10 protein-coding genes and 1 pseudogene are annotated in these 13504 nt (G+C 69.5%); 4 read left to right on the forward strand and 7 right to left on the reverse strand.

The window, feature by feature from the left end; genetic code table 11:
* Positions 1-107: 107 nt before the first annotated feature.
* A complete protein-coding gene (locus J7E89_RS15325; RefSeq protein ID WP_214973844.1) occupies positions 108-401 on the reverse strand; it encodes a hypothetical protein in 294 nt (97 codons plus the stop codon).
* Between the two features lie 891 nt (positions 402-1292).
* Between J7E89_RS15325 and J7E89_RS15330 the strand changes: the two genes are divergently transcribed.
* Both J7E89_RS15330 and J7E89_RS15335 read left to right on the forward strand, forming a co-directional pair.
* Positions 1293-3572 carry a catalase gene (locus tag J7E89_RS15330; RefSeq protein WP_214973846.1) on the forward strand — a complete coding sequence of 760 codons (2280 nt, stop codon included), beginning with the start codon at positions 1293-1295 and terminating at the stop codon, positions 3570-3572.
* A 109-nt stretch (positions 3573-3681) separates the two neighbouring features.
* Positions 3682-4236, forward strand: a complete 555-nt coding sequence (locus tag J7E89_RS15335) for a 2'-5' RNA ligase family protein (RefSeq protein WP_214973848.1) — start codon at positions 3682-3684, stop codon at positions 4234-4236.
* Here J7E89_RS15335 and J7E89_RS15340 read toward each other — a convergent pair.
* The gene (locus J7E89_RS15340; RefSeq protein WP_214973849.1) at positions 4199-5167 is read right to left on the reverse strand and encodes an SIS domain-containing protein; all 969 of its coding nucleotides are present in this window, start codon (positions 5165-5167) and stop codon (positions 4199-4201) included. The genes J7E89_RS15335 and J7E89_RS15340 overlap by 38 nt on opposite strands.
* Positions 5168-5313: 146 nt before the next feature.
* Here J7E89_RS15340 and J7E89_RS15345 point away from each other — a divergent pair, with 146 nt between their 5' ends.
* The gene (locus J7E89_RS15345) at positions 5314-6147 is read left to right on the forward strand and encodes a DeoR/GlpR family DNA-binding transcription regulator (protein WP_214973852.1); all 834 of its coding nucleotides are present in this window, start codon (positions 5314-5316) and stop codon (positions 6145-6147) included.
* A 172-nt stretch (positions 6148-6319) separates the two neighbouring features.
* On the opposite strand, the gene J7E89_RS15350 is transcribed toward J7E89_RS15345, so the two are convergent.
* Positions 6320-7327: an NEW3 domain-containing protein gene (locus J7E89_RS15350; protein WP_214973854.1), complete on the reverse strand. Its 1008-nt coding sequence runs from the start codon at positions 7325-7327 to the stop codon at positions 6320-6322.
* A 27-nt stretch (positions 7328-7354) separates the two neighbouring features.
* Positions 7355-8812, reverse strand: coding sequence for a Gfo/Idh/MocA family protein (locus tag J7E89_RS15355; protein WP_214973857.1), 1458 nt, complete (start codon positions 8810-8812; stop codon positions 7355-7357).
* 309 nt (positions 8813-9121) lie between these two features.
* Between J7E89_RS15355 and J7E89_RS15360 the strand changes: the two are divergent.
* Positions 9122-9502 (forward strand): annotated as a pseudogene (locus J7E89_RS15360) (ABC transporter ATP-binding protein); the annotation flags it as partial.
* 106 nt (positions 9503-9608) lie between these two features.
* On the opposite strand, the gene J7E89_RS15365 reads toward J7E89_RS15360, so the two are convergent.
* From J7E89_RS15365 to J7E89_RS15375, 3 genes are all read right to left on the reverse strand, one after another.
* Positions 9609-10424, reverse strand: coding sequence for a VOC family protein (locus tag J7E89_RS15365; protein WP_214973862.1), 816 nt, complete (start codon positions 10422-10424; stop codon positions 9609-9611).
* Between the two features lie 74 nt (positions 10425-10498).
* A complete protein-coding gene (locus J7E89_RS15370) occupies positions 10499-11968 on the reverse strand; it encodes an aminotransferase class I/II-fold pyridoxal phosphate-dependent enzyme (protein WP_214973864.1) in 1470 nt (489 codons plus the stop codon).
* Between the two features lie 37 nt (positions 11969-12005).
* The gene (locus J7E89_RS15375; RefSeq protein ID WP_214973866.1) at positions 12006-13469 is read right to left on the reverse strand and encodes a cytochrome P450; all 1464 of its coding nucleotides are present in this window, start codon (positions 13467-13469) and stop codon (positions 12006-12008) included.
* Positions 13470-13504 lie beyond the last annotated feature (35 nt).

Here is a 13504-nt window from a genome sequence, read left to right on the forward strand (position 1 = left end):
GTTCGTGGCCAACGCACTAGAGAGTGTCCGGCGGACCATGTCCGTATCGGCGCCGGGCGTCCGTCCGGTGCTGGTGATCGGTCCCCGACGATCCGCCGGACACGGGCTTAGAAGGCGCTGTTGTTGCAGCCCATGGTGGAACCGAGGTGGGTGTCCTGTGCACCCGGGTTGCCCTCGCCGTTGAGCGCGTTGCCCAACAGGCCGTTGAGGATGCCGACCTCACCGAGGACGTCGACGTTCAGGTCGTGCGACTTGCACTTGGAGCCCTGCTTGATCTTGAAGTGGTCGCCACCCTTGCCGTGGCCGTGCGGACCCCCGTCGGCGTGGGCAGTGCCGGCACCCAGGAGTCCGACGCTGGCGAGGGCGGCGACCAGGACGGCAGCCTTGCGAAGCTTGTACATGTCATCTCCGGTGGAGTGAGGTGGGTGCGATCTGCGATAGATCGACTTCGTACAGTTACAGGAGATTAGTATGAAATACCTCAAAACACCCCTGCGACGTGCCGGATCTCGTGATCTTGTTGCGGAAGCATCCTGAAGCCGCATCGCATACGAGCCGAGAGTGACTAGGGCGACGTTCGGGCAGGTCACTGTTACGTGGGGACGCGCACAGGGCAACGCTCTTGAAAGCCGTCGTGGTGTGAGTTGCCGTGGGCGCTGTCGCACGCCCGCTGCGGGCGAACGGCCCCTGACCAGCCAACCTGGTCGGGGGCTGTCGTGTTTCCCACTGCCCTTCGACGACTGCCGAGAGGCCGGGAGCGCCGGACGGATGCGGGACGCGAGCGTTGGGCGCTCGCGGTCTCAGTCGTGGTCTCAGTCACCGTTGGTTCCACGCCCGTCCGCCGTTGTCCATCAAGGTCCGGCATGTTCTCTCACCAGGCACGGAGCCCTGTTCGCAGACGTCCGCGGATGCCCCCCGGACCAAGATCGGACAACTCGTAATGCGTAGGTCTCGGGTTCGAATCCCGAAGGCGGCTCTGTAGAAGCCTCAGGACTCACTCGCCGTGACCTGGGGCTTTTGCTTTTCTGCCGCGAACTCCGCACACGCTTCCCCCTCCGCCATGACGGCGTACGACGCCTCTGGTCGGCAGCGTCCATTCATGTGCGTGCCTCGACCGGGCGACAACAGGGGCCCCGGCGAGTGAATTCGGCTGGTTCGGGGATTGGGGGGTGGGTACTCGGGCGGGCGCCGTCACAGGTCCTGGTGCGTGCCGCCGCGGGGTCGGGGTGTCGTTTCCTCTTCTGTGGTCCGGGTCATAGCTGTGACGTTGCCCCCACACGGTTGGAGACCAGATGAGCGAGAAGAATCCGCTGAAATCGGCAGCGGCGAAGGCCGCCGAGGTGTTGCGCGGTAGCGGTGGTCCGCGGGACGGCATTCCCGGCCGGCCCGGTTCCGAGTCGCCGCCGGTCGACGAGCCGACCGACCCTCGGGCTCCGCTGCCGCCCAAGCCCGACCAGAGCGGCCCGGAGACGGTCAGCCCCACGGGCAGGCCCACCGGCGCGGCTCAAGCCGACATGGCTCAGGGTGACGCGTACCTGACCACGGCTCAGGGCGCTCGCCTGTACGACACCGATCACTCCCTGAAGGCCGGCAACCGAGGGCCTGTGCTGCTTCAGGACCATCACCTGCGCGAGAAGATCACGCATTTCGATCACGAGCGCATCCCGGAGCGGGTCGTGCACGCGCGGGGCGCCGCTGCGCACGGTGTCTTCAAGGGGTACGGGACCGCCGCGCAGATCACCAAGGCGGGCTTTCTCGGGAAGGGCGTCGAGACGCCGGTGTTCACGCGGTTCTCGACCGTGCTCGGGTCGCGCGGTTCTTCGGACACCGTGCGGGACACGCGTGGTTTCGCGACGAAGTTCTATACGAACGAGGGAACGTTCGACCTCGTCGCCAACAACATTCCCGTCTTTTTCATTCAGGACGCGATCAAGTTCCCCGACATCATCCACGCCGGGAAGCCGCATCCGGACCGGGAGATTCCGCAGGCGCAGAGCGCGCACGACACGTTCTGGGACTTCGTCACCCTGCACACCGAGGCGACCCACCACACCCTGTGGAACATGTCGGACCGTGGAATCCCGCGTTCCTTCCGGATGATGGAGGGCTTCGGCGTCCACACCTTCCGGCTGGTCAACGCCGAAGGCGCGACGACGCTGGTGAAGTTCCACTGGAAGCCCAAGCTCGGTGTGCATTCGCTGGTGTGGGAAGAGGCGCAGCTCATCAACGGCATGGATCCCGACTTCCACCGCCGGGACCTCGCCGACGCGATCGAGGCCGGTGCCCATCCGCAGTGGGAGCTGGGCATCCAGACCTTTCCCGACACCCCGGAGCAGGTGTTCGAGGGCATCGACCTGCTCGACCCGACGAACATCGTCCCGGAGGAGCTGGCGCCCGTACAGCCGATCGGGCTGCTGACGCTCAATGCCAACCCGTCGAACTTCTTCGCCGAGACCGAGCAGGTCGCCTTCCATCCCGGGCATCTCGTGCCCGGCATTGACATCACCGACGACCCGCTGCTCAGCGGCCGGCTCTTCTCGTACCTGGATACGCAGATCACCCGTCTCGGCGGGCCCAACTTCGCCCAGATTCCCGTCAATCGCACCCACGCGCCGGTCAACGACATGCTGCGCGACGGCATGCACCAGACGGCCGTACACACCGGCGCCGCCCCCTACCGGCCCAACTCGCTCGACGGCGGCTGTCCGTTCCAGGCGGGCGCGGACACCGGGGCGTACATCGAGGTGCCCCGGGAGGTGCCGGCGGCGAAGAAGGTCCGCGAGGCGCCGGCGTCCTTCGCGGACCACTTCAGCCAGCCCCGGCTGTTCTGGCTCAGCATGACGCCCGTCGAGCGCGAGCACATCATCGCGGCTTACACCTTCGAGCTGGGCAAGTGTTACGAACCGGCCATCAAGGAGCGCGGGCTGAAGGTGCTCGCCAACATCGACCCGGAGCTGTGTGAGCAGGTGGCGATGGGACTCGGTCTGCCGGCGCCGGCCGCCACTGTGACGCTGACGACCCCCGCGCCGAGCCCGGCCCTGTCCCAGCTCGGGCAGACCTGGCCGCTGGACGGACGCATCATCGGGATCATCGCCGACGCCGACGGCGACCTGGACGGAGTGCGGTCGGTGCGGCAGGCGGTGCTGGACGCCGGGATGGTCCCGCTGGTGATCGCCCCGGCGGGCGGCAAGCTGGAGGGTGGCGGCGAGCCGGTCGCGGTCCAGCGCACCTACGTCACGGCCCGGTCCGTCGAGTACGACGCCCTTCTGGTGGTCGCAGTGCCCGGGATCGGCAGTGACGCGTACGGCGTACGGGACGCCAAGGCCGCCGAGGCGGTGGCGCCGGCCGGCGCGGCTACCGATCCACGCGTGCAGCTCATGCTGCTGGAGGCGTTCCGGCACGGCAAGGCCATCGGTGGCTGGGCGGGCGCCGAACGGGTCCTGGAATCCGCGGGCGTTCCCGTCGGTGCGCCGGGCGTGGTGACCGGCGACAGCGCCACCGGCACGCTGGAGCAGCTGACCCAGCTTCTGGGGCGGCATCGGGTGTGGGAACGCTTTCCCATCGGAGTCTGACCGCCGGGCGGACATCCAGTTTCGTGAGACGCGTCACCGGAGCGACCGACGGCGGTCGCGCCGGTGACGTGGTTCTCTTGGTGCTCACCGGGAGAGCGGGGGCGGGGCAGTGGGGTGGGCGGATGTCGCCGGGGACACGGCTCTGACCATCAAGGTCCCCGAGGCCGATCCGCTCGTGAAGGCCGGATTTCCCGCTCATGTCACGGTGCTCTACCCGTTCTTGCACGAGAGCCGGATAGACGGGCGGGTGCACGGTGAACTGCTGGACCTGTTCGGGTCGTACGACGCCTTCGAGCTGACGTTCGCCGAGTTCGGTCGGTACCCCGGTGTTCTGTTCCTCGAACCTCGGCCGGCCGATCCGGTACGGGCGCTCACCAAGGAACTCACCGGGCGCTGGCCCGAAGCGGTGCCGTACCGGGGACTGTTCGGTGAGGGGCTCGACCCCCATCTGACGCTCGCCAACCATGAGGGCCCCGAGACCTGGCAGCGCGCGTACGACGCCCTGGAGGCGGAGTGCGCGCCCGCCCTGCCGGTGACCGCCCGGGTAGGGGCGGTCCACCTGATCGTCCGGGACGGTGACGGCTGGCGCGACCGTACGGTGTATCCGCTGCGAAGGAGCGACGGTGCTACGCCGTGCCGCTTTCCAGGACCACGGACCGGGTGAGGTTGCGGGGTTTGTCCGGGTCGTAGCCACGGGACTCGGCGAGCGCGACCGCCAGGCGCTGAGCGCGGATCAGGTCGGCCAGCGGGTCCAGGACGCCGTCGGCGTTGCTCCCGGATTCGGCGGTCATCGTGCCGCCGACGCTCCGGATGTCCTCCGCCAGGCCGTCCGGCAGCGCGCCGAAGATCCAGGCCACGCGACCGGGGCCGGTGATGCTGATCGGCCCGTGCCGGTACTCCATGGCTGGGTACGCCTCGGTCCAGGCGCCCGCCGCCTCCCGCATCTTGAGCCCCGCCTCCAGTGCGAGACCGTACGTCCAGCCGGTGCCGAGGAAGGTGAACTGCTCGGCACCGAGCACCTCGGCGGCCAACGGCACGGTGACGGCGAGCTCGGCGTCCTGGATCGCCTCCGAGAGCGGGCGTACGCCGGTCGGAAGGGCGTCCTCCGCCTCCAGGTGGGCGCGCAGCAGGGCGAGGACGGTGGTGGCGAAGCGGGTCTGCACCACCGACTCCTCGTCGGCGAAGTCCAGTACGGCGATGGCGTCCGCCGCTTCCATTACGGGCGTTTCGGGGTCGGCTGTGATCGCGCCGGTGGGGATGGTTCCCTTCACGCGGCGGAGTACCTCCAGGACCTCCGTGGTGGTGCCGGAACGGGTGATCGCCAGGACCCGGTCGTAGCCGTCGCGGTACGGGAACTCCGAGGCGGCGAAGGCGTCGGTCTCGCCGTGGCCGCCGCTCTCGCGCAGTACGGCGTACGCCTGGGCCATGAACCAGGACGTGCCGCAGCCGATCACGGCGACGCGCTCGCCGCGGCGGGGCAGGGCGTCCGTGTGGAGCGGGAGCGACTCGGCCGCCTGGGCCCATGTGGCAGGTTGAGTGGCGATCTCGGTCGAGGTGCGGGAGGTGTGGGAGGCGGAGGAACCTGCGGTGGACATTGGGCGTACCCCCATATGATTGAACTTGCTTGCTTGAAATTGCTTGGAAGGCCGCCGTTCCGAGCAGCTTCGAGCGTCAGCCCGGCGTGTGGCGAAGTATCCACGATGCTGAACTCGCAGTCCATGTTGTGAAGGAGTCCGACCGCATGTCGAAACATGAGCGGTGGAGCGCGTTGCTGGAGCTGCTGGCCGCCGAGGGAAGGCTGGAAGTCGAGGAGGCCGCCAGTACGTTGGAGGTCTCCGCCGCGACGATCCGGCGCGATCTCGACGAACTCGCCGAGCAGCAGATGCTCGTGCGGACCCGGGGCGGGGCGATCGCGCACGGGGTGTCGTACGAGCTGCCCCTGCGGTACAAGTCCTCGCGCCATGCGTCCGAGAAGCAGCGGATCGCGGCGGCGGTGGCCGAACTGGTCGCCGACGGGGATGTGGTGGGCCTCAACGGTGGCACGACGACTACCGAGGTGGCGCGGGCGCTGGCGTTGCGGGCCGGGGGTAGTGGTGGCGGTCGGCGCGATTCCGGCGCGGGCGCGGCTGGTGGTGGTGCTGGTTTCGCTGCCGGGCCCGTTTTGACCGTGGTCACCAATGCGCTGAACATCGCGGGTGAGCTGGCGGTGCGGCCGCAGATCAAGATCGTGGTTACGGGTGGGGTGGCGCGGCCGCAGACGTACGAGCTGGTCGGGCCGTTGACCACGGGCGTACTCCACGAGGTCGTGCTGGACGTCGTCATACTCGGCGTCGACGGGGTGGATCCGGATCTGGGGATCATGGCGCATCAGGAGGACGAGGCGAGTGTCAGCCGGCTGTTCGCGGAGCGGGCGCACCGGGTGATCGTTGTGACTGATTCGTCGAAGATGGGGAAGCGGGCGTTTGCCCGGATCTGCGGGCTGGATCGTATCGATGTTGTGGTGACGGACTCGGCGATCTCGGGGGAGGCGGCGGGCCGGCTCACCGATGCCGGGATCAAGGTGATCACTGTCTAGGTGCGGGGTGCGGGGTGCGGGGTGCGGGCGGGCGTGTCCTGCGGGGCTTTCCCCTACCCGCGCCTTCCCGAAGCTGGGGCTCTGCCCCAGTCCCCGCTCCTCAAACGCCGGAGGGGCTGAAGGTGCCCAGGGGGCTGGCCCGCAGGGCACCCACGCCAGCCCCCCTTCCCACTCAGGGCGCGATCGCCATGTCGAAGATGTGGACGTTGGCGTTCGCGGGCAGGACCACGAACTCGACCGTCTTGGCCGGGTCCAGCGCCACCGAGTTCGCGAACACGCTGTACTTCACCGTCGCGTTGCCGTATCCGTCCTGCCGGTTGCGGCCGTCGGTCGACTTGACCAGCGTCGCGCCGTGCGCGGTGACCGGGTCGAACGACCAGTTGGGGAAGCCGAAAGACCCCGTGCCGGAAGTTCCGTCGGTGTAGTGGACGGTGGCATTGCCCGTCGCCCCGCTGGTGACGCCCGAGCCGAGGAACACCAGCTTGCTGCCCTTGCCGCCCAGCGTGATGGCCTGCCCGGAGCTCGCCACGTTGTCCTTCGTGCCGGCCGGCACGTTCGGCCATGTCAGCTTGGCGCCGAGGGCGTTGACCGTGGCTCCGGGCGCCAGGCCGACCGCGGCGAGCTTCTGCGCCGAGAAGCTGTTGCCCTCACCGTCGTAATTACCCGCCTTCGTCGCGGACTCGTCGGTGATCGCCACATTGTTGTACGCCGCCGACAGGCTCGCCTGCGGAGTCCCGGACCGCTCGGAGCGGGTGCCGGTGGCTGTGCCCTCGCCGTCCCCGCCCTGGTACGTCGCGGTCGCCGTGAACGTACGGATCACGAAACCCGGCCGCTTCGCGGGGACTTGGATCTGGAACGTCGTGCTGGCCGAGGCGCCCGTCGCGAGGGAGCCGTCCACGGCGCGTACGGACGGCTGGACCGCCCAGCCGACCGGTCCGGCGAACGACACCTTCAGTGAACGCATGTGCTGCGGACCGGCGTTCTTGACGGTCACCTTCACCGTCGAGATGGCCGGACCGTCGAGGTCAACGGGCGAGATCGTCACCTCGGTCCTGGCGGCCGCGGGCGCCTCCGGCCCGGCCGGCGCCGCTGCCGCCGACTGGGCGGGGACGAACATGACCGCGCCCGCCACCGCGACCGCCACGGCTCTGAGCGGATTGATCAGCCTTGCTGATCTCATGACGTGCTCCTTCGAGTGGCCGACTGGTCAGGAAACGGGGGGCATGTCGCTGGTGCGCGAGTCGAGGCCGGGGCGCAGGTTGACCCAGCCGCCGCGTGTGAAGTCCGGTATCGCGACCGGACGGCCCTTGTCCGCCAGGGACATGACGCTCAGCGGAACCGGCGCGCACCAGGCCGCAGAGTCGTATACGTCGATGTCCGGGACCAGCCCCGCGCGCATCAGCTGCACCGTGCGCCACTGCAGGACGTAGTCCATGCCGCCGTGGCCGCCGTTGTTCGCGGCGTCGTCGCCGATCTTCTTCCACAGCCAGTGGTCGAATTCCTTGCGGTACGTGTCGAAGTCGCGCCAGGAGTGGCCGCCGTGGTCCGGCTCGACGTAGATGCGGCCGCCCGTCGTCGACGTACCCGCGTAGTCCTCGAAGATCCCGCGGGACCCGGCGATGGAGTTGATGCGGCTGTAGGGGCGGGGCGAACTCACTTCGTGCTCGGCCCGGATGGTGCGGCCTTTCGCGGTCTCGATCGCGCAGGTCACCAGGTCGCCGTTGATGTACGTCTCGTTCCACGACGGGTGCGACCTGGGGACGAAACGCTCCCGGTAGTCGGCGAGTCCCTTCGGCGCGGTCGCGGTCGCCTTCAGCGTCGTCATGCGGTCGCCGCGGTTGATGTCCATGGCCGCCGCGATCGGGGCCAGCCCGTGCATGGCGTAGAAGGACGCGGTGCTGCGGGTGTGCCAGAGCCGGCGCCAGGAGTCGGTGTAGTACGTGTTGGAGAAGAGCAGCGCGCGCAGGTCGTGCAGGTAGCCGCCGTGGCCGTTGGTGATGTCGCCGAACAGGCCCTCGTGCGCCGCCTTGAGCATCGCGAGCTCGTTGCGGCCGTAGCTGCAGTTCTCGGACAGCATCAGGTTCCTGCGGGTGCGCTCCGAGGTGTCCACGAGGTCCCACAGCTCGCGGAGTTCGGTCGCGATGGGCAGCTCGACGACGACGTGCTTGTCCGCCAGCAGAGCGGCCTTGCCCTGCTCGTAGTGGAACTCCCAGGGCGTCGCGATGTACACGAGGTCGATGTCGTCGCGCTTGAGCATTTCGGCGTACGAGTCGGCCGAGCCGCCGTACTCCGCCGGGCGCGGCTTGCCTTTCGCGACCAGCTGGTCGGCTGTGCGCTTGGCACGGTCGGCGCGGATGTCGCAGACGGCGGCCACGACGCAGCCCGGGATCACGGACCAGCCCGTGGTCATTCCGGATCCGCGGTTGCCGAGGCCGATCACGCCGACGCGGACGGTCTTGTAGGGCTCGAACGGCACGTTGATCATCGACTTCTGACCGGGTCTGCGGCCGGGAGTCGCGGCGGAGACGGCGTCGCCCGCGGCAGCCATGGCGGCCGCGGGCGCGGCAGCGACGGGTGCGGCCGCGCCGATTCCGGCTGCGAGCGCTCCGGTGGCCAGCGTTCCTCCCAGTAGCAAGCGACGTGAGACTGCGGGGATTTCGGGCATGGCGACAACGCTCCTCGTGACGTGACCGGCATCACTTGCGGGGTCGACTCTGGCTGGATCGTCAGTTACATGTCAATAGGTGTTCGCAGGAACCCTGTTACGAACAAAATCAAGCATCCGGTGAGCGTCCGCAGGGCCGGGTGACGGTGTACCCAGGTACACCGTCACCCAATGTCTACGGCCATCGGCACCGCTCCTCCCCGTCCGTAGCGTCAATTCCGACGGCACAGCACGTGCCACGAGGGAGTGATGAGGATGTTCCGCCGCACAAAGCAGGAGCACACCCGCAGGGCGGCCGAAGCCCTGCGGCTAGTCATGGTCGACGGCGAGGAGATGACCGGCGGCAGCGAGGGGGAGCTGACGAAGTTCCGGCGGCAGCGGATCGGCTTCGTCTTACAGCAGTACAACTTGCTGCCGACCCTCACCGTCGCGCAGAACACCACCCTTCCGCTGAGGCTCGCCGGCCGCCGCGTCGACCGGGACCGGGCGCGGGACATCCTCACCCAGGTCGGTCTCGGAGACCGTCTGGGCCACCGCCCTGACCAGTTGTCCGGCGGGCAGCGCCAGCGCGTCGCCATCGCGCGGGCGCTGGTCACCGAGCCCAGCGTGGTCTTCGCGGACGAGCCGACCGGTGCGCTGGACACGCGCAGCGCGCGCGACGTACTGCGGCTGCTTCAGGCAGCGGTACGCCGCTTGAGCGCGCTGCGCACCACGCCGCCGGAGTCCGGGTCGGCACATGGCCGGCCTGGACCCTTGCTTTCCCGGGTGTCAGCCCCGGGTGTCAGCCCCTGGCCTCTCAGGCCGGCATCGGCGTGGACGGGGTGAGCACCACGAAGTCCGCACCGTTCGGATCGACGCAGACAGCCAGCCGTCCGACGCCTTCGGCGTCCTCCGGGCCCATCTGCACGCTGCCGCCGTTACTGGTGACCTTCGCGACGGTCTCATCGCAGTCCTCGACCGCGAACACGGGGTGCCAGTAGGGCTTTCCGCCGGTCAGTGTGAGTGCGTCCGGCGGGAGTTCCATCAGGCCACCGTGCATGCGCTCCTCGGGCTGGCCGGCGGGGGTGATCATTGAGTACGTTCCGCCGCCGCCCGGCAGTTCCATATCCTGGGTGGTCCAGCCGAAGAGGCTGCCGTAGAACTCCTTCGCCGCGGCCGCGTCGGTGGTGTAGAGCTCCGTCCAGCACAGGGTGCCCGGCTGGTCAGCGGCCTCCATGCCCTTGGTCTTGCCCGGCTGCCAGACGGCGAACTGACCACCCTGCGGGTCGGTGTACTGAGCCATCCGCCCCTCGCCGTCGGCGTCCATCGGGGCGACCCGCACCTTGCCGCCCAACCGTTCGACGGCCCCGGTGGTGGCGTCGGCGTCCGGCGTACAGAAGTAGATCATCCAGGCTGGGCGGGCCCCTTCCTCGGTGAGCTTCCCGATTCCGGCGATGTCCTTGCCGTCGCGCTTCAGCATGCCGAAGTCGTTGGCGTCCTGTGCGTCCGGCGGGCCGTAGCTCTGGAACTCCCAGTTGAAGACCGTGCGGTAGAAGTCGGCCGTGGCGGGGACATCGGGGGAGCCCAGGTCGATCCAGCAAGGCGAACCGGGCACGAAGTCGGTGGTGATCATGACGCTTCCTTTGGTCGAAGATCCTCCTTGAATCCAGCGTGTCACCCACCACTGACAACCGCCCGTCGGCCGCCTCAGGCGCGGCCGGCGATCACGCGTACCGTCTTCAGGCCCGGGTCCGCCGGATCCGGGACGTTCATGCCCGCGTCCAGGCCCGTGCGCAGATAGCGCAGCAGCGGTTCCGTCAGGCGCTCGCCCGGCAGCGCCGCCGGAATCCCAGGCGGATACGGCGTGATCATCTCGGCGGCCACCCGCCCCACCGCCTCCTCCAGCGGTACGTCCTCGGTGTCGCCGAAGTACGCGTCCCGGGGCAGGCACGTCTGCTCCAGCCGCATCTCACGCCCCGCCGGTACCTCCACGACCGGCGCACCCGCCAACTCCTCCGCGTGGTGGGCGAGATCCTTCAGCGCGTCCAGCAGCGGAGCCGTCGTCGCCCGCGAGTCGGCGTGCGTGAGCTGCGCCCCGATCCGGCGGTGGTCGATGAGGTGCATGTCGGTACTGCGCCGCTCGCGCAGCCAGTCCGCGGCCCGGTAGCCCGTCGTGCCCAGCGCCTGGACGTCGATGATGACCGGGAGCGGGTCGAAGTCGGCGCCCTTCCCCGGACCGGTGAAGTCGGCGCGGTCGTTGACGTGCAGGCCCGGGATCCGCTCGATCTCCGCCCGTACGTGGGAGGCGAGCCGCAGTACGTCGTCCAGCAGCTGGTGGCCCTGCGTCATCATCTGGCGCCGCCAGCCGTCGAGTCCGGCCCAGATGATGACGGAGGGGCTGGTGGTGCCGAGCAGGTCGGCGCGGGACTTCAGTACCTGCGGGTCGATCAGGTCGCCCCGCAGATGGAACACCGAGCCCTGTTCGAGGCCGCTGCCCATCTTGTGAATGCTGGTCACGCAGACGTCGGCGCCCGCGTCCATCGCCCACGACGGCAGCCCCTCGTGGAACGGCAGATGAGCGCCCCACGCCTCGTCGACGATGAGCGGGACCGAACGGGCGTGACAGAGCTCCGCGATGGCGGACAGCTCGGCGCAAGCCCCGTACGGCGTCGGGCTGGTGACGAGGGCGCCGCGCGCCTCGGGCTCGCGCTCGAACGCTTCCTCGAAGTCCGCGGCGGACGGAGGATGCGCCAGGTTCAGCTTCGCGTCCCACTGGGGATCGACCCACACCGGCTCGATGCCGGAGAGGATCAGGCCGGAGACGACCGACTTGTGCGCGTCCCTGCCCAGCAGGAGCTTCTGGTGCGGGTGCGCGACCGAGAGCATGGCCGCCTTGACGGACAGCGAACTCCCGCAGGTGGAGAAGAAGGTGTGCTCGGCGTGCACGGCGTCGGCCATCAGCTTCTCCGCGCGCATCAGTACGTTGCCGCTGCTGCGGTGGTCGTCGAGGCCGCCGGTGGCGAGGACGTCGGAGAGGTACACCGCGTCGCCCAGGACCTTCCTGGCGAGCGGATCCGCCCCCCGGGCCTGTTTGTGTCCGGGCGGCGTGAAGGCCAGTTCGCCGCGCTCGTGGTAGCGGTCGAGTGCTTCCAGTATCGGGGCGTGGGTGTGGTCCATGGCGTACGAGTCCCTCGAACGGCCCGGTCAATGCCTCTCAATGCCGCGCGACCACGCTGAAGCGCAGAGCGAAGTGATTGAAGGTGTACGGCAGTGGGCCGTCGGGGCGCAGCCGACCAGGATCGCGCAACCGGAAGTCGTGACGCTCCATGAGCGCGGCCACCAGCGTCGACGTGACGAGAAGGACGAGGTCCTCGCCGGGGCACACACCGGGTCCCGCGCTGAACGGCACCAGCTCGGGGCCGGTCTGCGCCGTGCCGTCCAGCCAGATCTCCGGTACGAAGCGGTCACCGTACGGCGCTGAACCGTCCCGGTGGAAGTAGGAGGCGTACACAAGGAACGCCGTGCCCTCCGGCAGAGTTCCCTCGCCCCACCGCGTCTGCCGGGTGCTCTCGCGCAGCAGGAACGGCGTCGTCGGCCACAGCCGCACGGACTCCATGACGGACGCCCGCGTGTAGGGCAGCAGTTGCGGGCGGGTGAGGTCCGGTATGGCCAGCTCGTTGTGTACCTGCTGCTCCTGCGCCGGGTGGGTCGCCAGCAGCGCCAGCGTCCGGGCGGCCGCGATGCCGGCGGCGTCGAACGCGAACATCCAGTGCGGCACCTGCCCCGCCGGGTCGACGCCCGGCTTGGCGGCCGTCCGGGCGAGCGCCTCGGCGAGGCTGCCCGGCTCGGCGCGGTCGAGGTGGGCGCGCAGCCGGCGCTGGAAGCGCTCGCGCGGGCCGGCGGTGAGGCGCGGAGGGATCAGGGACGCCCAGTTGCCGAAGCCGCGCAGCCGCGCGAGGAGGTCGGTGAGCGTGGTGTCGTCGCGCGCCCCGTCCCCGAGGACGACGCGGCGTACGATCCGCCACCAGGCCGCGCCGAAGGTGTCCCAGTCCAGCGGCCCGGCTCTGAGGAGCAGCTCGTCGGCCTCCTCGCGGACGGTGCGTACGAAGTGCGGGGCGAGGTGGTGGCGGTGCCGCCCGGATTCCAGGACGTCCTCGTTGAAGGCCCTGCGTTCCTCACGGTCCTGGCCCGTGGAGACCAGTACGCCGTGCGGCTGGAAGTGGCCGAGCGCGTCGCGCTTCTCGCGCGCCGCCGGGCTGAACGGCTCCGGTGTCTCTTCCAGTACGCGCTGAGCGTCCTCGGCGGAGAGCGGCAGCGCGATGTCGCGGCCCGCCAGGCGCAGGTGCAGCGGGCCGGGACCGTACCGCCTGCGCAGCTCGTTCAGGAGTTCCACGGCGTGGCGGTCGGCGTCGAGGCGGGTGGCGAGCGCCACGCCCTGCTTGCGGCGGATGACGACGCCGCCCGCGAGTGTGGGCAGGGCCACCCGGGCGGCGATGCGGGCGGTGTCCCGGGCGGACGCGCGGGAGGGGGTCGAGGCGCGGCGTGCGGCGCGATCACCGTGTCCGCCCGGGACACCCTGCTCCAAGAGCTCACCCTGCTCGCCGAGCTTGTTCAGCTCACCCTGTCTGCCCCGTCCCGTCCCGTCGGTCCATCCGGCGGCTCGTTCGGTCCCGGCCATCGTGCGGCTCCCTCAGTGCTGGTGGGCCTCAGCCA

The organism is Streptomyces sp. ISL-100, from assembly GCF_018614615.1.
Lineage (GTDB): Bacteria > Actinomycetota > Actinomycetes > Streptomycetales > Streptomycetaceae > Streptomyces.